Raw genomic sequence first — 19,219 nt, forward strand, 5'->3', positions numbered from 1 at the left:
TGTTTTTATTGCCAATAACCCTTATTTTGTATTAAAATTTTACGTATTTGAAAAAGTTCCGCTTTCTAATTCTGCCCTTTATTTTATTTATTTCTGCCTGTGGATGGTTTAAAAGCCCACCAGAGATTGGGAAAGTACTGTCTGAACATTTTAAGAATAAAATCTACAAAGATTTCGATACTGTAGCTTATGATAGCATTTTTGTGAAAACAATGGACAGTCTTTCGGGTAAATTCGTTAATCCGAAAACTATTAAAGCTTTTTATGCCGATAATTATGCTCAACCTAAGCTGGTTACACAATTTTATATTAATGGTGAGCTGGATTCGTTAGTGAACTATTTAGATCAGAGTGAGGTGCATGGCTTTAATCCAAAGATTTTTAAAGGAGATGAAATTAAAAGCTTGTTAGCCGTATTAACAGCCAATAAGTTTAAAAAGGTAGAGGAAAGTTATCCCGTAATCGCGAAATTAGAGTTATTGTCGGCTAATGCTTATCTGAATTATAATAATTACCTTAAATATGGGGTGGTAAATCCCCGCACCATTTTTTCACGTTATTACATTAAAGTTAGGCGTCCGGATAGCTTAGGAATGTCTAATCTTTTAAATGGTAAAAGTCTTGTGGATACCTTAAGATCCGTTCAGCCAAAATCAGTTCAGTATAAAGCATTGCAGTCGGCCTATTTAAATGCAGATGCTGAAAGTGAGAAGCGGATTTTACTGTTGAACATGGAACGTTTCCGCTGGAAAATGCCGGAGACCGGAGACAATTATGTGCAGGTAAATATTCCTGATTTTAGGTTGACCTGGCTGGACAAAACCGATACGGTAATTACGATGAAAGTTTGTGTGGGTGGGAAGCGTGAAAACGGTTATGAAGATAAGCTAAAAGCCTTTGCAAAATCTGGTAATTTAGATGACAAACCGAAGAACCATGAGACGCCTTTATTGTTCAGTAAAATCAACTCCATTCAGGCCAATCCGATCTGGAATATTCCGGTAAGTATTGCGCAAAGTGAGATCTATTGGATGGCTCGAAAAGATCCATATTATTTATCAAATAGCAACATCAAAGTTTACTATAAAGACAAACTAATTGGTGAGCCTGATACCATCAATTGGAACAGGTATTCGCGTGATAAATTACCCTTTAAATTTAAACAAGGATCTGGTGGAGGAAACGCTTTAGGAAAGTTCAAATTTATCTTCGATAACAGCTCGAGTATTTACCTGCACGATACCAATAACAAGAACGGTTTTAACTTAAGCAATCGGGCAATCAGTCATGGTTGTGTTCGTATTGAGAAGCCTTTGGAATTTGCCGAACTTTTGGTGAAAGATTCTTACACTTATGATAAACTCAGGGCTGAAGTAGATTTGCCGCCGATAGATAGTACACATGTAAAATGGTATAAAAAACGCATGGCACAAAAGGCTGATACGCTTAAAACTTTTCAATTAAAACCAGCTTGGTTTGCGCCAAAGAAAAATGTTCCGTTAATTATTACCTATATCACGGCATGGGCTCAAAACGATAGGATCGAATACAGGCCTGATGTTTATGGCATGGACGAAAAACTTTGGGTTGCGATGAAGAAGTTTAGGTAGAATTTAATCAACAGTTTCAATCTTCTTCGTTAAAAGGATTAACTTTGTGTTGTTTTAACACAAATTAAGAATGATCGATCAAAATATCAAAATCGCTGTTGATGCTATTGTTTTTGGCTATGAAAAAGGAACGCTTTATGTACTGGCTGTTCAGCAACGTTTTGGTAAGTTAGCCGATCGCTGGGTTTTACCAGGTGGATTTATTTTAAATGATGAGCCTTTAATAAGCGCTGTAGAGCGGGAGCTGAAAGAAGAGGCGGGTATAACCGTAAATTATCTTGAACAGTTAGGAACTTTTGGTGATGATATCAATCGTGATGAACGCTTCAGGGTAATTTCTGTAACCTATTTTGCTTTAGTAAATCCGAAAAACTTTGTGTTAAAGGCCGATACTGACGCCAAAGATGCCAGGTGGTTTCCGGTTGATGAAATTCCACAGTTGGGTTATGATCATAATGAAATGGTCAACCTGGCGCACCAGCGGCTAAAAAGCAAATTGACGTATCAGCCAATCGGATTTGACTTATTGGATCAGGAATTCCTCTTCTCCGATCTGGAGAATTTATACTGTTCCATTTTAGAAAGAGATATCGACAGAAGAAATTTCAGAAAAAAAATTCTAAGTTTTGGAATTGTTAAAGAAACTGATAAAGTGGTTAAAATCGGAGTTAGTGGTAGACCAGGGAAGCTTTTTACTTTCGATAAGCCGAAATATAACCAACTTTTAAAAGAAAATTTCCAGTTTGACATTAGGTTTGCGTAAAATAAACACAAATTATTTTTTGGATTCTGAAAATGATTTTTATATTTGTGTAAATAATACGCAAATATATGTTAAATCTAAATCCGGGTTTTACTCCGCTAGGCGAAAATAACTTAATCGAATACAAATCTTTCTTGTTTGCAGGTGGCGAACCACATATTAAAATTTCAAATAATTTTGATGCTGCCCTGCCTATTACCATTACGCACCGAATAAATTCCTTTAACGATTTAGGCCTGATCTGTATTACAGTTGATGCGCTCAAAAGAATGGGGGTGAAGGAGATTCATCTTTTTATACCATATTTTCCTGCAGCGAGACAAGATCGCGTCATGATTCCAGGCGAGCCCTTGTCGGTAAAAGTGTATGCCGATATTATTAATGCAATGGCATTGGCAAATGTTACCATTTTTGATCCGCATAGCGAAGTAAGCCCGGCATTGCTCAATAACTGTGTTACCATTTCAAACCATGAATTTATAAAACAGGTAATTGCAAAAATTGGAACTGATGTAAAACTTATATCTCCAGATGGTGGCGCGTTAAAGAAAATTTATAAAGTTTCTGAGTTTTTAGATGGTGCAGAAGTGATAGAATGTTCAAAAAGCCGGGATGTGAAAACAGGAAAGCTTTCAGGATTTAAAGTATATGCCGAAGATTTAGCCGGTGCTGATTGTTTAATCGTAGATGATATTTGTGATGGTGGTGGGACTTTTATTGGTCTGAGTGAAGCGCTAAAGGCTAAAAATGCTGGGAAATTATATTTAGCCATCAGTCACGGTATATTTAGCAAAGGCTTTGATGAACTAGACAAATACTTTGAGCAGATTTTTACTACTGATTCGATCAAAGAGGTTGATCATAAAGGGGTAACACAGATAAAATTACAGAAGATATTGTAAGCCTAAATATATTACTTAAGTAACATGAAATGAAAAGCAAAATTGTTCATAATGCCCTCTTTGGTTTAGCTGTTGGTGATGCACTTGGTGTTCCTGTAGAATTTAAATCGAGAGCATATCTAACGCAAAACCCTGTTGAAGATATGAAAGGTTATGGAACCCATAATCAGCCTACTGGAACTTGGAGCGATGATAGTTCACTCACCTTTTGCTTAGCTGAAAGCCTCAGCTATGGGTATGATTTGCAGGATATATCCCAGAAATTTCTGAAATGGTACAATGGTAATATCTGGACCCCACATGGAGAAGTATTTGATATTGGGATTGCAACCGGCAAGGCAATACGGGAAATTGCTAAAGGAGTTGATCCGGTTTTATGTGGAGGTAGTGGAGAAACGGATAATGGAAATGGATCTTTAATGAGAATTCTGCCTCTGCTATTTTATCTTCAAGGTAAAAACGACTTGCAGTATATTTTTCAGCTGGTGAAAGAAGTTTCATCCATTACTCATGCGCACTTTCGGTCGGTTTTTGCTTGCTTTATTTATATCATTTATGGTGTGGAGCTGTTGGAAGGTAATGATAAGGATCAAGCATATCATAATATGAAGTTTAAGCTCAAAGATTTTATTGCACAAAATAATTTCGAGTCAAAGGAAATCAATCTATTTAATAGAATTTTAATAGATGATATATCAACAGTCACTGAAAATGAGATTTATTGTTCAGGTTATGTGTTACACAGTCTCGAAGCTAGCTTATGGTGTATTCTTACTACTAAATCTTATGAGGATGCTGTTCTAAAAGCAGTTAATCTTGGTGACGATACCGATACAACTGCGGCTATTGCAGGTGGTTTAGCAGGTTTGGTTTATGGTTTTGAAGCTATACCTGAAAAATGGATAAGCATGCTAGTAAGAAAAGGTGATATTGAAAATCTATGTAACAAGTTACAGAGTAAATATGAGCAGATGCAAAGCTATACAATAGCGAAACTGGTATCAAACACAAAAAACAAGAGTATTTTTTCTTTTGGGGGCATCAGGTTTCAAAAGATGGTGTTCTTTCTAAAGCTTGCTTAAGCCAGTGGTGGCATTCTCCTTTTGTGGTACATAAGATTAAATATAAAACTGCTGAACATTGGATGATGAGTAAAAAAGCTGAATTATTTAACGACAGTGAAACATTAAATAAAATTTTAGCTTCAAAATCCCCGGAAGAAGTTAAAAAACTGGGACGTGAGGTTAAAAATTATGATGAATCCATTTGGTCAAAAAACAGATATGAAATTGTGAAAGAGGGCAACTTTCATAAATTTAATCAAAATAAAGAGCTAAAAGAGTTTTTAATCCATACAGGAGATAAGATTTTAGCCGAGGCCAGTCCGGTTGATACGATTTGGTGAATTGGGTTGGCAGAAGACAATGCTGATGCAAAAATACCCAAGAATTGGAAAGGATTAAACCTTTTGGGCTTTGCATTGATGGAAGTTAGGGATGAGTTGTATAGGTAACTTTAAATAAAAAATAATGATCTTAGAAGTAATCAAAGCCGATATAACAGAAATTAAGGCTGATGCAATCGTTAATGCGGCAAACAGTTCTTTGCTTGGCGGCGGTGGGGTAGATGGTGCCATTCACAGAAAAGGTGGTAAAGCCATTTTAGAAGCTTGCGTGGCCATCAGAGATAAACAGGGAAAGTGCAAAACTGGGCATGCCGTAATTACCACGGCAGGCAATTTACCGGCAAAATATGTGATCCATACGGTTGGGCCTGTTTGGAATGGTGATAGCGAAGAAAAAAATGCTTTGCTTGCAGATTGCTATCGCAACAGTTTAACCTTAGCCGTTGAAAATGATGTTAAGATTATTGCTTTTCCAAACATCAGTACAGGGATTTATCATTTCCCTAAAGATATAGCAGCAGATATTGCCATTACCACGGTAAATAATTTTGCTGAAAAAGAAAAAATAGAAAAGGTAATCTTCGTTTGCTTCGACGATGAGAATTACAGGCTCTATGATGAGAAACTCAATCGCATTAAACAATGATATGAGTTGTTAATAGAATTACAAAATGAAAATAACAGTAAAAAAATATAAAGAACAGCTATTAGAATGGCCAACTTCAGGATGCCATATTATGGCGCAGTATGATGATGAAAAAATAATCGTTTATCAGGCTTACCGAAAAGAAATCGGTGAATTTGCAGTCAAAAATCAATTTTTTGGAGGTGAATTCAGTTTAAGCAGAATGACATGGATCAAACCTAATTTTCTATGGATGATGTACAGAAGTGGTTGGGGCAAAAAAGAAGGACAAGAAGTTACTTTAGCAATACACCTTAAAATTTCTGCATTTCGTAATTATTTAGAAAATGCGGTGTACTCTTCTTACGATCAAACGAAGGGAATTTCTCACGAAGAGTGGAGAAATGAACTGGAAAACTCTAATATTCGACTTCAATGGGATCCGGATCACGATCCTTATGGTGCAAAGCAGGAAAGAAGGGCAATTCAGATCGGATTGAGAGATAAATTCATTAATTCTTTCGCTAAAAATGATATTTTGTTAATAGAAGATATTAGCATGTTTGTAAAGGAACAACATGCATTTGTTCAGAATCATCAGCTGGAGAATTTAATGATCCCGATAGAAAAACCTTTTGTCTTTGAAGATGATGCATTGAACAAAAAGTTGAAAATTAATCTGATAGCTCATGGACAATAAAATAACAAAAGGAATTAGTAAGCTTTTAAGTTACGTTTTGAGGCATTCACCAGAAACCATAAGTCTAAAACTGGATGAAAATGGCTGGGCAGATGTGAATGAGCTCATAATCAAACTCAACCTCTATGATAATCGAATAGATTTTGAACTGCTTGAGTACATTGTTGAAAATAACGACAAAAAAAGATTTGCCTTCAATGATGATAAAACTAAAATAAGGGCAAATCAGGGACACTCTATTCCTGTTGAATTAAACTTGAATGAAACAGAGCCATTAGCATCCTTATATCATGGTACAGTTGAAAAATTCTTATCAGCTATTAAAGCGCAGGGCTTGCAAAAAATGGGCAGACAGCACGTGCATTTAAGCGCTGACAGAGAAACGGCGAATAAAGTAGGCAGTAGGAGAGGAAAACCCGTTATACTCACCATTAACAGTGGGGCTATGCACAAGGCCGGGTACAAATTTTACTTATCAGATAACAATGTCTGGCTTACAGATGTTGTGCCTGCTGAATTTATAGCGTTTTAGAGATGGGCAGAACATTAGTAATAGGAGATATTCACGGCGGATTGAAAGGCCTAAGCCAGTTATTCGAGCGTGCAGAAGTAACAAAAGCTGACAAACTGATTTTTCTTGGCGATTATGTGGACGGATGGAGCGAATCGGCACAGGTAATTGATTATCTGATCCAATTGGAAGAAAACCATCAAGGCATTTTTATCAAAGGTAATCATGATGCCTGGTGTATCGATTGGCTCGAAAAAGGTATTGTAGATGAGGTTTGGTTTGTTCATGGTGGTAAATTAACTATGGAGAGTTACCAAGATACTTCTGATGCGATCAGGCAGGAACACTTAAACTTTTTTAGGCGGATGAAAGATTATTACGTGGATGAGCATAACAACCTCTTTATTCACGCTGGTTTTTCTTCCATGCATGGTCCTGAAAAAGAACGTTATTCTTCCAATTATTCGTGGGATAGAACGCTTTGGGAAATGGCCCTGACTATGGATAAGAGGATCAAAAAAGATTCGGTACTTTATCCTAAACGTTTATTGCTCTATCATGAAATCTACATCGGCCATACCCCAACGCTCTATTATAATATGAACGTACCCATGCAGGGTTGTAATGTTTGGAATATCGATACCGGTGCTGCATTTACAGGAAAATTAACTTGTTTGGATATCGAAACCAAAGAATTTTGGCAAAGCGATACTCTACAAAGCCTGTATCCAAACGAAAAAGGAAGAAATAAATAATTAATAATAACATAAAATACCATGATGAACCCATTATTATTAACAGACGGATACAAAGTAGATCACCGCAGACAATACCCTGAACATACCACATTGGTTTATTCTAACTGGACACCCAGAAAAAGCAGGCTCGCAAACGTAAACCATGTGGTACTTTTTGGTTTGCAATATTTTATCAAAAAGTACATTATTGAAGATTTTAACCAAAATTTCTTTAAACAGCCAAAAGAAGAAATTTTGAAAAAATACGCCCGTAGGATCAATAATTACCTGGGAGAAAATTTAGTAGGTACGCAGCACATCGGCGATTTACACGATTTGGGCTATATTCCTATGGTTTTTAAATCACTACCAGAGGGGGCTGAAGTGCCATTGCGTGTACCCATGTTTACCATGTACAATACCAAACCTGAATTTTTCTGGTTAACTAACTATTTCGAAACATTATTATCAGCTGTGGTTTGGTTGCCATGCAATTCTGCTACCATCGCTAAACAATACCGGCTCATTTTGGATAAATATGCAGCAGAAACTTCATCCGTACCAGAATTTGTAGATTGGCAGGGACACGATTTCTCTATGCGTGGCATGGGTGGGATAGAAGCTGCAGTAACTTCAGCAGCTGGCCATTTACTGAGCTTCACCGGGACGGATACCATTCCGGCTATTGACTTTTTAGAAGAATATTATCATGCAGATTCGGATAAAGAGCTCATCGGTGGCTCCGTAGCCGCTACGGAACATTCTGTGATGTGCATGGGAACCAACACCGGGGAACTTGAAACCTTTAAACGCTTGATTTTAGAAGTTTACCCAAAAGGAATTGTATCCATCGTTTCCGATACCTGGGATTTATGGAAAGTACTGACCGAATATCTTCCAGTTTTAAAACATGATATTACCGCTCGTTCAGGTAAAGTAGTAATCAGGCCAGACTCGGGTGATCCGGTTGATATCATCTGCGGAAACCCCAACGGTAAAAACGAAAACGAGAAAAAAGGTGTAATCGAGTTGCTTTGGGGTGTATTTGGAGGGAAAGTTAATGATAAAGGCTTTAAGGAGCTTGTCCCACAAATTGGTGCCATTTATGGCGATAGTATCACCACAGAAAGAGCTACTCAGATTTGCGAACGCTTAAAATCGAAAGGTTTTGCCTCTACCAACGTAGTTTTTGGTATTGGTTCATTTACGTATCAGTACAATACACGCGATACTTTTGGTTTTGCCATGAAAGCTACATATGGTGAGGTAGATGGTATTGGACGTGAAATATTTAAAGATCCGATTACCGACGACGGAACCAAGAAATCGGCGAAGGGATTATTGCAGATTTTTAAAAACGACAAAGGTGAATATGAGCTGAAAGACCAATGCACCTGGGAGGAGGAAGCACAAGGCGAATTGAAAGAAATTTTTAGAGATGGAAAGTTATTGTCCGATTATTCTCTCGCAGAAATTAGAGAAAGGCTAAAGAATAATTAACTTCGCCAAGTTTTTAATCGACTAGTCAAAAGCTAGTCGGTTAATTTTTAAAGATACAATGCAGAGCAACCCCACATTTAACCATCAGGCTGATATCGTAAATAGTGCCATTAGGTTTATAAACGCATGGTTTAAGCAATCTAAGGCTATTACCGACGAATTGAATGATTTTTTTATCCTTCCAGGTAATAAAATAATCGGTAAAGATGTAATTATCGGGAGATTGAAAGGTATTTTTGGTCAATCTGATGAATATGTTGGTGGCCGGTACGATATTATTGATGTTAATTTTGAACTGCTGAACGATGGTAAGGGCATGGGCTTTGTTGAAGGCGTTGCGGGTTACAGAGATGTGATTCGAAAACAATCGAAAATCGTTAGTGGACCCTTTAAACTGTATTTTGCGTTGCATAACAATAGCTGGAAAATTGTAAATATCGAATTTCCTGGATTTGCATATTGAAAATCGAATTGTTAGATAAATTATTATTAAAAAAATTTCCATGCTTTCTTTTTTTAATAAAATAGTAGACGTACTCCATGAAAATAATATTCCCTACATGCTTTCGGGGAGTATTGCGATGGGTGTGTATATAGTTCCAAGAGCTACCCGTGATTTTGATTTTGTTGTTCACCTGCAACCTAAAGATATAGATGGTTTTGTTGCTAACTTTAAGGATGGTTATTACTGTAATATTAATTCAGTAAAGGATGCTGTAAGGCAGCAAAGTTTGTTTAATATAATAGATCATACATCAGGGTATAAAGCTGATTTTGTAATCTTAAAGAATGAAGATTTTCGACAAGAAGAATTTAATAGAAGAGTCGAAATGGAATACTTTGGAAAATCAGTATATTTGGTTACAGTTGAAGATTTATTAATATCAAAATTGATTTGGATTCAAGTTTTGCAATCTGCAATTCAAATTCAAGATATAAAAAATCTAGCTGAATTAAATACATTGGATTGGGAGTACATCAACAAATGGGTAAAAGTACTTAAGCTTGCAACATTTAATCTGTTAAAGAAATGAAAGATACTTCAGAAGAAATTAAAGAATTACAGCTTAAATTATGGTTATCAAAAACACCAGATCAAAGATTGTATCAAATGTTGATTGATAATGAATCATTATTTAAGTTTTGGAATAATATAAAACCTGTTATTAAAAAGTAACATTGATAATAATAAATAAGGAATGTTATACCCAATTCCATAATTTTTCTATCTTTGGTTTTTAATGAATTTCCTTTATCCGGGCTTTCTTTTCGCACTAATATCGGTTGCCATCCCGGTTATCATTCATTTATTCAATTTCAGGAAGTTTAAAAAGGTTTATTTCTCTAATGTTCAGCTTTTAAAAGAAGTTGAGCAACAAAACTCTTCTAAAGAAAAACTTAAAAACCTGCTCATACTGTTGTCGCGGATTTTGGCGATTATCTTTTTGGTGCTGGCATTTGCCCAGCCCTACATCCCGGTGCACAACCAAAAAACGACGGCTTTAAACAATATAGTAAGCATTTATATCGATAATTCTTACAGTATGGAAGCCATTAATAAAGATGGCAACCTGCTCGATGAAGCCAAGCGCAGGGCAAAAGAACTGGTTAAAGGTTTCGGTATGAACGATCGTTTTCAGTTATTAACCAATAATTTTGAAGGAAAGCATCAACGCCTGTTAAATGAAGAAGCGTTTTTAAAAGCGCTTGATGATGTTAAAATCTCTGCAGCAAACCGAAACCTGCAACAGATACTAAACAGACAGGGCAATATTTTAACCGGTTCTGCAAATAAGTATAGCTTTTTGATCTCCGATTTTCAAAAGAATATTTCAACCACCAATAAACTCGATACAAAAGCCGACATTCAATATTCATTTTTGAAACTGAATGCCAATACGCTGCCCAATATTGCTGTAGATAGTGTTTGGACGCTTTCCCCGAATCATCAACCAGGTGCGAATGAACGATTAGTCGTACAGTTAAAAAATTACTCAGAAGAAGAAGCGAAAAATATTCCCTTAAAGCTGAGTATCAATAATCAGCAAAAGGGATTAGGGGCAGTAACGATTCCGGGCGGTAAAACAGTTAAGGATACCTTGAACTTTTCGGGACTGAGCGCAGGATGGCAAAAAGGCGTGATCAGCATTAAAGATTTTCCGGTGACTTTTGATGATACACTTTCTTTCAGTTTTAAAGTAGATGAAAGCTTCCCGGTTTTAAGCGTCAATGGCACTAATGCCGGTAATTATATTAAAGCATTGTTTGCAGCCGACCCTTATTATAAACTTACTGAAAATGCCGAGAGTAATGTAAATTATAGCAATTTTGCCAGTTATGGGCTGATTGTGTTAAACGGATTAAAAAATCCGTCAACAGGTTTGGCGCAGCAGCTAAAAACCTATCTGAATGCAGGTGGTACGGTGGTGCTTTTCCCTGATTTAGATGCCGATATTCAAACTTACAATTCGTTTTTAGGTGGATTGTCACTCCCTGCCATTCAAACACTAAATACCTCAGCAAGCAAGGTTGACCAGATTGACCTGCAAAATCCCATTTTCAAGACCGTTTTTGAAGAAATACCTAAAAATTTAGATTTACCAGCTGTTTCGCGCTACTATTCATTTGTAGAAAAAAATATCTCGGCCAGGGAGGATATTATGCTATTGCCGGGCAGGAAGCCTTTTTTCTCTAAATATGGGGTCGGGAACGGACAGGTTTATTTATCAGCTTCAGGATTAAATACAAGTGATGGGAATTTGGCCCGTCATCCGGTTTTTGTACCCTTAATCTACCGTATTGCACTTAGTGGTGGAAATGAAACTCCATTATACTACAATCTTGGCAATGATAATGCCTTAGCGAGTAAAAAGATCACACTTGGTAAAAACCAAAGCTTAAAAATAACAGCCGATCGTTTTGAGGCCATTCCTGAAATCCGACAGGCAGATGGAAAAACATTGATTTACATTGCCGATCAGATAAAAAGTGCAGGCTTTTATAACCTGAAGCTTGCAGATTCCCTGCTTGCCGTTTATAGTTTCAATAATGGCAGAACAGAATCTGATATGCATTATTTAAGCAAAACCGAACTCGATCAGTTGGCTGACAAAAGTAACCTCAAAGTTTTCGATACCGATAAAGATGCTGTTAAATTAATTGCGGGCACCGATAAAATCGGGCAGACTTTATGGAAACTTTGTCTAATTTTGTCGCTGATTTTTATTGCAGCAGAAATTTTGCTCATCCGATTTTTTAACAACACAAAAAAAACAATATGAATCTCCTAGTTAAAAATGTAACCATTGCCGATCCGCAAAGTAAATTTAATAACCAGCAATGCGATGTTCGGGTAGATAATGGTAAAATTAAAAACATAGGTAAATTAACTGCCGATAAAAACGAAACTGTTTTTGATGCTCAGGGTGCTTTTTTAACGCCAGGTTTTTTCGATTTAAACTGCGTAGCCGGCGATCCAGGTTTCGAAACTAAGGAAGATATTCAAACGTTAACGGCAACGGCAAAAGCTGGTGGTTTTACAGGTTTAGCTTTATTGCCGCAAACCAGTCCGGTTGTACAGTCAAAATCCCAAGTAGAATACATTATCAATAGGGCCAAAAACAATTTGGTTGATGTGTTGCCAGTTGGGGCCATAAGCCAGAACCGCGAAGCGAAAGAACTTGCCGAACTTTTCGATATGCAACAGGCTGGTGCAGTAGCTTTCTCTGATGGGGATAGGGCTTTGCAGGATGATGGTTTTATGAGTCGTGCTTTACAATATGCCAAAGGTTTCGATGCACTTTTAATGGTTTATCCCGAAAATAAATCGATAGCTGGCAAATCTCAGATTAACGAAAGTAAAAACTCTGTTCTCTTGGGCATGAAAGGTTTACCTGCATTGGCCGAAGAAATGCACATCGCCCGCGATATTTTCCTGGCTTCTTATAATGAAACCAAAATCCACATCAGTAATATTTCAACTGCAGGGGCTGTGGCTTTGATCCGTAAGGCAAAGAAAGATGGCATTCAGGTTTCCTGCGATGTAACAGCGCATCACCTGGTGTTTACAGAAGAACTTTTAAACGATTTTGATAGCAACTACAAGGTTAAGCCACCACTGCGTGGAAAAGCAGATGTAAAGGCATTATTGGCTGGTTTAAAAGATGGAACCATCGATGCCATTACTTCACAGCACCGTCCGGAGGAAATCGAATTTAAAAATGTAGAGTTCGAAATTGCCCACTATGGCATTATTGCTTTGCAAACTGTATTGCCATTGTTATTAAAGGCCGGATTGGATATCACTTTAATTGCGGAGAAATTGGCTATTAATCCACGTAAATTGTTAAATTTAGCTGTTCCGCTAGTCGAAGAAGGCGCTGAAGCCAACTTTACTGTTTTTAACGCAACAGAAAAATGGTTATACAATGCCGCAAATAACCATTCAAAATCGGCAAATAGTCCGTTAATAAATACAGAACTAACGGGAAAAGTAAAATTGGTTTATAACAATAATCAGTACTGGGAGAATTAGTTAAAAATAACTTATAAATGCTGAACCCGAAGTTTCGGGACAGCATGACTATTGATGTAATAATCCTTAAATACTAAAAATATTGATCCTATGGATAACAGAGTAAAAAAAGCACTAAGTGCAGCCATTAATAAGTACGCTGAAGTTTCGGCTACCAATGTAGACGGTTTTGAAACAGAATTATTGGCTGCTTTTGAACTTGATGTTAACTTTTTAGATAAGGCTACTGCTTTTGATGCTGTTTTCGATTCTCATCCGAAATTTGAAGAATTACGCGAAGTATTTTTCGATTTATTGATGGTGAATTTCTTTAGCAGTGATGTGCAGAAACTGGAAGACGACTATTTAGAAAGTGATGAGTGGGCGAATATTGAAGAAGAAACCATTGACAGAGGTACGGAATTGTTAAATCTTTTGCTTTACATTAAAGAGTGTAAGGACGAAGATTTGGATCCTGAGTTGGGCGATTTCCTAAAGGAGTTTTTATTGGTAGAAGACGATGAGTTTCAGGATGAATTCGAAATTTATGAAGAACTGATCAGCAACCAGCAATTGGCAGAAACTAGCGTGGAAGAAATCTGCAAAACAGCAGCGAAGTTGAATGTCAGTGAAGAAATGCAAGAATTATTTGTACCTTTTATGATCTTTTTCCTTGATGTTGAGGGAAGTGCAGAAACAACTAAAGAAATAATTCAGTATAGTAGTAACAAATCGTTCGATTCTGCTACTTATATATTAATTACAACAATTAATAATTAAACTAAAATTTAAAATTATGGACAAAAGTGCTCTTATTTCCAAATTAGCTATTAAAAATGGATTAATGCTCGCTGCGGTTTCGATAATTGTATCGTTAACCCTGCATTTTATAGATCCGGTATTGATTTACACAAGTTTTGTGGCTCAGATAGGTATATTCGTTTTATTCATAGCACTATTAGTAGTGGTGGGCATAAATATCCGCAAAGAAATAGGTGGGTTTTGGACGTTTGGAGAAGCTTTTAAAGCATTTTTAATCATCTCCCTTATTCTGGCCTTAACCGCAACACTTTACAATGTGATACTCATGAAATTTATTGATCCCGATCTTCCGCAAAAGGCTGCTGCTGCAATTGAAAGTGCACAGCGGGCAATGATGGAAAAATTTGGAATGGCTAGTGAACAAATTGATGAGGCAATAGCTAAAGGTGGCAATATGCAGGAGAAACTTGAGCCTACTTTTAAAAACATCTTCACCAGTTTTGGAGTTTCACTGGCATTATATGGCGTTCTTTCTTTAATCCTTTCCGCTATCTTGAAGAAAAAACAACCTGTTGTATTCGACTCGTTCCCGAAAGAATCTTAATTTCCTTTATAAAATTTTGAACGTGCAGGTTTTATCATTTAATTTGATGAAATTTGCACGTTTTTAATAATGCGTCATTGCGAACGAAGCGCGGAAAGCGCATAGGGGTGTAGCAATCTTATAATAGATTGCTTCGTCGTTCCTCCTCGCAATGACGATAATACTCAAAAATGGATATATCAGTTGTAGTACCCTTATTTAATGAAGATGAATCTTTGCCGGAATTAACGGCCTGGATTGATAAAGTGATGATTGCCAATAATTTCAGTTACGAAATTATTTTGGTTGATGATGGTAGTACCGATAGATCATGGGAGGTGATTGAAGATTTAAGACTTCAAAACCCTGCAATAAAAGGCATTAAATTTAGGAGGAACTACGGTAAATCTGCAGCCTTAAATGTTGGTTTCGAAGCTACTCAGGGCGATGTGGTCATTACCATGGATGCTGACCTGCAGGATAGTCCGGATGAAATTCCTGAATTGTACCGCCGGATAAAAGAAGAAAAACTTGATATCATCTCAGGTTGGAAAAAGAAACGTTACGATCCGATCACAAAAACTATCCCGACTAAATTGTTCAACGCCGCTACGCGCAAAATGAGCGGCATAGAACTGAACGATTTTAACTGCGGGTTGAAAGCTTACCGTAGCGATGTAATCAAAACGATCGAAGTTTATGGCGAAATGCACCGTTATATCCCGGTAATTGCTAAATGGGCCGGATTTAGTAAAATAGCCGAGCAGGTGGTAGAACACCGTGCACGTAAATATGGCACAACCAAATTTGGCTTCAGCAGGTTTATAAACGGATTTTTAGATTTACTCTCTATTTTCTTTGTGGGTAAATTCGGCAAGCGCCCGATGCACTTTTTTGGTTCATTAGGCGTTTTAAGTTTCTTTATCGGCATCATCATGGCGCTATATATTTTATTCGAAAAGAAATATTTGATATGGCAAGGCCAGGCTTACCGTGATGTAACCGATCAGCCCTTGTTTTATTTATCACTGGTTGCCATTGTAGTAGGTTCGCAGATGTTCCTGGCAGGTTTTATTGCCGAATTATTATCGCGTAACGCGCCAGAAAGAAATCAATATTTAATCGAGAAGAGGGTATAAGGCAAAAGGTTTAAGGCGTAAGGTTTTATACGCCATAAACCCTCAACCTTTTACCTTCTGCCTTTTACCTTTAAAAGCATGTTTTTCTCCATCATCATTCCACTTTACAATCGTCCTCAGGAAATTGACGAACTATTAAACACCCTAACCAAACAAACTTATTTACAGTTTGAGGTTTTGGTTATTGAAGATGGTTCGAAAAACGATGCAAAGGCTATTGTTGCCTCTTATGCTGATAAACTGGATATTAAATATTACTTTAAGGAAAACGCCGGACAAGGTTTTGCCCGTAATTTTGGTTTCGAAAGGGCTACTGGTGATTACTTTGTTATTTTCGATTCAGATTGTTTAATTCCTGCAAATTACCTCGAAACAGTTAAAAACTATTTGTACGAGCATCATTTAGATGCTTACGGAGGTCCTGACGCTGCACATGACAGTTTCACGCCTGTACAAAAAGCCATCAGTTATGCCATGACTTCGCCTTTCACCACTGGTGGTATCCGTGGAAACAAGCAACACGTAGGACAATTTCATCCACGTAGTTTTAACATGGGGGTTTCACGCCAGGCCTGGGAGAAGGTAGGAGGCTTTATTTTAACCAGATTGGGTGAAGATATTGAATATAGTATCCGCATCCACGAGAACGGTTTCAAGATTGGTTTGATCCCAGATGCAAAGGTTTACCATAAGCGCCGGACAAGCTTCAGTCAGTTTTACAAACAATTACATTTTTTCGGGAGAGCAAGGATCAATATTTACAAACATTTCCCAAAAGAATTAAAACTCGTACACTTTTTTCCAGCCTTGTTCACATTGGGTTTTGGTTTTACTATTTTATGTAACTTTATATATCCTCCATTGGCATATGTTTGTAACTTCTTCTTATTGATTTACTTTATGTTGATATTTTTTCATTCATGGTCTGTAAATAAATCGTTAAAAGTTGCATTTTTGAGCATTATATCTTCATTTATCCAGTTAACTGCTTATGGTTTAGGATTTATACAGGATTTATTTAAACGTGTGGTATTCAAACAACAATGATAAATTATCTAAAAGAAAGTACGTTCGCCGTTAATGATGTAATTCAAAAGGCATGGAGCATTACCAAGAAACACTATTTCTCGATTGCTACGCTATGTTTTTTGATGTTTATCACTGCAAGTGCATCGAGCTTAATGGCCTTTTTTATTAAAGACGTAAGCAAAGCTTTAAGCGTTATAATGGTGATTATTTTCGTTTTGCTCTACTTTACCATCAACCTTTCGCTGTTTAAATATATTTTCCATTTAATGGACGATGAAGAAAACGACGTTAAAATCGTGGATACGCTTCCAACCAGACAACAGATTATTAGATTCTTGCTTGCTACCCTTTATTTTGTGGCCTGTATCCTTGGTGTTTACCTGGTGGTAATTCTGGTTGCTTTTCCTTTTATTTATACAGGAATTAATGTAACCATTGTTAAAAACGTAGCCATTTCAGTAGGAATTATTGCGATTTTTATCACCTGGTTAAGAATTTCATTCTTCCCGTTTTTTATCATTGATAAAGGTGCAACGCCATTCGATTCGATCAAATTGAGTTTGGCTACTACTAAAGGAAATTTCACCAAAATTTTATTGTTATTGGTCGTTTTAGGAGGCGGATATTTAATTTATCTATTGCTCAACTACCTGCAATGGCCATTAATCGCCTTTATTGTAAATATTTTAAGTTCATTTATCATCGTTCCGTTATCGAGTGTAGCCTTAACGGTTGCATACCGAAAAATTTCGAGCGAATATAAAGGCGATGAGCATCCGGATATTTTACATAATATCGTTTAACCCCCAGCCCCTGAAGGGGAGTTAAAAATCAGATTTAAATTTATGGAAAAAGAAAAGAACGGTAGAAAGGGAAAGTCTCCTTCAGGGGGTTGGGGGCTTAAAGCAGCACTAAGTAAACCCTTTGCGGCATTTGCGGTTTGGCAGATTAACAAATGGAAAAATAATGCCGTTAATGCTCAGCATAAAATATTAAGGAAGCTGGTTGACGAAGCTAAGCATACTGCTTTTGGGAAAGACCATCATTTCGCTGAGATTAAAACCTATGCCGATTTTAAAAAACATGTTCCGGTTCAGGATTATGAAGGATTAAAACCTTATGTAGACCGTGTAGTAGCAGGTGAAGCTGATGTGCTTTGGAAAGGAAAGCCGCTTTATTTTGCCAAAACCTCAGGTACCACTTCGGGGGTAAAATACATTCCATTATCTAAAGAATCGATGCCCGAGCACATAAAAGCTGCCCGGAATGCCATTTTAACTTATATTAATGAAACAGGTAAGGCCGATTTTGTAAACGGAAAGATGATTTTTCTGCAAGGGAGTCCGGTTTTAAGTGTAAAACATGGAATCAATGTAGGGCGTTTATCAGGCATAGTAGCACACCATGTGCCAGCCTATCTGCAAAAGAACCGATTACCTTCTTACGAAACCAACATTATCGAAGATTGGGAACAAAAAGTTGATGCCATTGTTGAGGAAACCATCAATGAAAACATGACTTTGATTTCGGGCATCCCGCCCTGGGTACAAATGTATTTCGATAAACTTTCGGAGAAATCGGGCGGAAAGAAAATCGCTGAAATATTCAGAAATTTTAGCCTGTTTATTTATGGTGGTGTAAATTTTGAACCTTACCGGGCAAAAATTGAACAGAGTATCGGTAAAAAGATCGATGCTATCGAAACTTACCCGGCTTCAGAAGGCTTTATCGCCTATCAGGATTCGCAGCAAGATAAAGGACTATTGTTATTGGCTGATGCAGGGATTTTTTACGAATTTGTTCCGGCAGATGAATACTACAATGATAAGCCAACCAGATTATCGCTGGGGGAGGTAGAACTAGATACGAATTATGCCCTGATTTTAAATACCAATGCAGGTTTGTGGGGTTATAGTATTGGCGATACCGTGAAATTTGTTTCAAAAAATCCTTACAAAATCGTAGTCACCGGACGGATAAAACATTTTATTTCTGCTTTTGGCGAACACGTAATAGGAGAAGAGGTAGAGCAGGCGATTTTGAGTGTAGCCAACGAAGAACAGGTCGAAATTACCGAATTTACCGTTGCGCCTCAGGTTAACCCAGATGCCGGACAATTGCCTTATCACGAATGGTTTGTCGAATTTTCATCTGCCCCAAAAGATATGGCTGCTTTTAGCAAAAAGGTAGATGAGGCTTTGCAAAAGAAAAATATTTATTACTTTGACCTGATTGAAGGAAACATCCTCCAGCCGTTGATTATACGTACTTTGCAAAAAGAGGCTTTTGTAAACTACATGAAAAGTGAAGGAAAGTTAGGCGGACAGAATAAAGTACCGCGTTTGAGCAATGATAGGAAGCTGGCTGACGCTTTGGAAAGGTATATTGTTTAATTGCTGCATTACTAAGCAATGAGTTTTAAGCATGGCAGATAGAATAT

General features: G+C 37.1%; 18 protein-coding genes and 2 pseudogenes. All 20 read left to right on the forward strand.

Annotation, left to right across the window (positions count from 1 at the left end; translation table 11 throughout):
* The first annotated feature begins 47 nt into the window (after positions 1-47).
* The 20 genes and pseudogenes from CA265_03645 (at position 48) to CA265_03740 (ending at position 19,172) form a co-directional block, all read left to right on the forward strand.
* Positions 48-1,610 carry a L,D-transpeptidase gene (locus tag CA265_03645; GenBank protein ID ARS38824.1) on the forward strand — a complete coding sequence of 521 codons (1,563 nt, stop codon included), beginning with the start codon at positions 48-50 and terminating at the stop codon, positions 1,608-1,610.
* 70 nt (positions 1,611-1,680) lie between these two features.
* A complete protein-coding gene (locus CA265_03650; GenBank protein ARS38825.1) occupies positions 1,681-2,373 on the forward strand; it encodes an NUDIX hydrolase in 693 nt (230 codons plus the stop codon).
* Positions 2,374-2,441: 68 nt separating this feature from the next.
* Positions 2,442-3,275: a phosphoribosylpyrophosphate synthetase gene (locus CA265_03655; protein ID ARS38826.1), complete on the forward strand. Its 834-nt coding sequence runs from the start codon at positions 2,442-2,444 to the stop codon at positions 3,273-3,275.
* 29 nt (positions 3,276-3,304) lie between these two features.
* Positions 3,305-4,237, forward strand: a pseudogene (locus tag CA265_03660) (hypothetical protein).
* A gap of 38 nt (positions 4,238-4,275) precedes the next feature.
* Positions 4,276-4,788 (forward strand): annotated as a pseudogene (locus tag CA265_03665) (hypothetical protein).
* A 16-nt stretch (positions 4,789-4,804) separates the two neighbouring features.
* Positions 4,805-5,326, forward strand: coding sequence for an O-acetyl-ADP-ribose deacetylase (locus tag CA265_03670; GenBank protein ID ARS38827.1), 522 nt, complete (start codon positions 4,805-4,807; stop codon positions 5,324-5,326).
* A 25-nt stretch (positions 5,327-5,351) separates the two neighbouring features.
* Complete coding sequence (locus CA265_03675) at positions 5,352-6,005, forward strand: hypothetical protein (GenBank protein ARS38828.1); 654 nt, start codon at positions 5,352-5,354, stop codon at positions 6,003-6,005.
* Entirely contained in the window at positions 5,995-6,537 is a 543-nt protein-coding gene (locus CA265_03680; GenBank protein ID ARS38829.1) for an RNA 2'-phosphotransferase, read from the forward strand. The genes CA265_03675 and CA265_03680 overlap by 11 nt, the downstream gene beginning before the upstream one ends.
* A 2-nt stretch (positions 6,538-6,539) precedes the next feature.
* Positions 6,540-7,271, forward strand: coding sequence for a serine/threonine protein phosphatase (locus CA265_03685; GenBank protein ARS38830.1), 732 nt, complete (start codon positions 6,540-6,542; stop codon positions 7,269-7,271).
* 24 nt (positions 7,272-7,295) lie between these two features.
* Positions 7,296-8,753: a nicotinate phosphoribosyltransferase gene (locus CA265_03690; GenBank protein ARS38831.1), complete on the forward strand. Its 1,458-nt coding sequence runs from the start codon at positions 7,296-7,298 to the stop codon at positions 8,751-8,753.
* A gap of 58 nt (positions 8,754-8,811) precedes the next feature.
* On the forward strand, positions 8,812-9,216 hold the full coding sequence (locus CA265_03695) for a hypothetical protein (protein ARS38832.1): 405 nt from the start codon (positions 8,812-8,814) through the stop codon (positions 9,214-9,216).
* Between the two features lie 40 nt (positions 9,217-9,256).
* Entirely contained in the window at positions 9,257-9,787 is a 531-nt protein-coding gene (locus CA265_03700) for a hypothetical protein (protein ARS38833.1), read from the forward strand.
* 207 nt (positions 9,788-9,994) lie between these two features.
* Positions 9,995-12,034 carry a hypothetical protein gene (locus CA265_03705; protein ID ARS38834.1) on the forward strand — a complete coding sequence of 680 codons (2,040 nt, stop codon included), beginning with the start codon at positions 9,995-9,997 and terminating at the stop codon, positions 12,032-12,034.
* Complete coding sequence (locus CA265_03710; GenBank protein ID ARS38835.1) at positions 12,031-13,287, forward strand: dihydroorotase; 1,257 nt, start codon at positions 12,031-12,033, stop codon at positions 13,285-13,287. Before CA265_03705 ends, CA265_03710 begins: the two co-directional genes overlap by 4 nt.
* Positions 13,288-13,377: 90 nt before the next feature.
* On the forward strand, positions 13,378-14,046 hold the full coding sequence (locus CA265_03715; GenBank protein ID ARS38836.1) for a hypothetical protein: 669 nt from the start codon (positions 13,378-13,380) through the stop codon (positions 14,044-14,046).
* Positions 14,047-14,062: 16 nt separating this feature from the next.
* Positions 14,063-14,632 (forward strand): DUF4199 domain-containing protein, encoded by a 570-nt coding sequence (locus CA265_03720; GenBank protein ID ARS38837.1) that lies wholly within the window; start codon positions 14,063-14,065, stop codon positions 14,630-14,632.
* Between the two features lie 170 nt (positions 14,633-14,802).
* The gene (locus CA265_03725; protein ARS38838.1) at positions 14,803-15,750 is read left to right on the forward strand and encodes a glycosyltransferase; all 948 of its coding nucleotides are present in this window, start codon (positions 14,803-14,805) and stop codon (positions 15,748-15,750) included.
* 78 nt (positions 15,751-15,828) lie between these two features.
* Positions 15,829-16,797: a glycosyltransferase gene (locus tag CA265_03730; GenBank protein ID ARS38839.1), complete on the forward strand. Its 969-nt coding sequence runs from the start codon at positions 15,829-15,831 to the stop codon at positions 16,795-16,797.
* Positions 16,794-17,582 carry a hypothetical protein gene (locus tag CA265_03735; protein ID ARS38840.1) on the forward strand — a complete coding sequence of 263 codons (789 nt, stop codon included), beginning with the start codon at positions 16,794-16,796 and terminating at the stop codon, positions 17,580-17,582. Before CA265_03730 ends, CA265_03735 begins: the two co-directional genes overlap by 4 nt.
* 42 nt (positions 17,583-17,624) lie before the next feature.
* Positions 17,625-19,172 (forward strand): hypothetical protein, encoded by a 1,548-nt coding sequence (locus CA265_03740; protein ARS38841.1) that lies wholly within the window; start codon positions 17,625-17,627, stop codon positions 19,170-19,172.
* Positions 19,173-19,219 lie beyond the last annotated feature (47 nt).

The organism is Sphingobacteriaceae bacterium GW460-11-11-14-LB5 (assembly GCA_002151545.1).
Classification (GTDB): domain Bacteria; phylum Bacteroidota; class Bacteroidia; order Sphingobacteriales; family Sphingobacteriaceae; genus Pedobacter.

Bases quoted from the DNA above. Each gene is read 5' to 3' on its own strand.
- CA265_03735 (ARS38840.1), top strand. From the start codon at position 16,794: ATGATAAATTATCTAAAAGAAAGTACGTTCGCCGTTAATGATGTAATT.
- CA265_03695 (ARS38832.1), top strand. From the start codon at position 8,812: ATGCAGAGCAACCCCACATTTAACCATCAGGCTGATATCGTAAATAGT.
- CA265_03675 (ARS38828.1), top strand. From the start codon at position 5,352: ATGAAAATAACAGTAAAAAAATATAAAGAACAGCTATTAGAATGGCCA.
- CA265_03740 (ARS38841.1), top strand. From the start codon at position 17,625: ATGGAAAAAGAAAAGAACGGTAGAAAGGGAAAGTCTCCTTCAGGGGGT.
- CA265_03715 (ARS38836.1), top strand. From the start codon at position 13,378: ATGGATAACAGAGTAAAAAAAGCACTAAGTGCAGCCATTAATAAGTAC.
- CA265_03725 (ARS38838.1), top strand. From the start codon at position 14,803: ATGGATATATCAGTTGTAGTACCCTTATTTAATGAAGATGAATCTTTG.
- CA265_03650 (ARS38825.1), top strand. From the start codon at position 1,681: ATGATCGATCAAAATATCAAAATCGCTGTTGATGCTATTGTTTTTGGC.
- CA265_03685 (ARS38830.1), top strand. From the start codon at position 6,540: ATGGGCAGAACATTAGTAATAGGAGATATTCACGGCGGATTGAAAGGC.
- CA265_03680 (ARS38829.1), top strand. From the start codon at position 5,995: ATGGACAATAAAATAACAAAAGGAATTAGTAAGCTTTTAAGTTACGTT.
- CA265_03670 (ARS38827.1), top strand. From the start codon at position 4,805: ATGATCTTAGAAGTAATCAAAGCCGATATAACAGAAATTAAGGCTGAT.
- CA265_03730 (ARS38839.1), top strand. From the start codon at position 15,829: ATGTTTTTCTCCATCATCATTCCACTTTACAATCGTCCTCAGGAAATT.
- CA265_03700 (ARS38833.1), top strand. From the start codon at position 9,257: ATGCTTTCTTTTTTTAATAAAATAGTAGACGTACTCCATGAAAATAAT.
- CA265_03655 (ARS38826.1), top strand. From the start codon at position 2,442: ATGTTAAATCTAAATCCGGGTTTTACTCCGCTAGGCGAAAATAACTTA.
- CA265_03720 (ARS38837.1), top strand. From the start codon at position 14,063: ATGGACAAAAGTGCTCTTATTTCCAAATTAGCTATTAAAAATGGATTA.
- CA265_03705 (ARS38834.1), top strand. From the start codon at position 9,995: ATGAATTTCCTTTATCCGGGCTTTCTTTTCGCACTAATATCGGTTGCC.
- CA265_03710 (ARS38835.1), top strand. From the start codon at position 12,031: ATGAATCTCCTAGTTAAAAATGTAACCATTGCCGATCCGCAAAGTAAA.
- CA265_03690 (ARS38831.1), top strand. From the start codon at position 7,296: ATGAACCCATTATTATTAACAGACGGATACAAAGTAGATCACCGCAGA.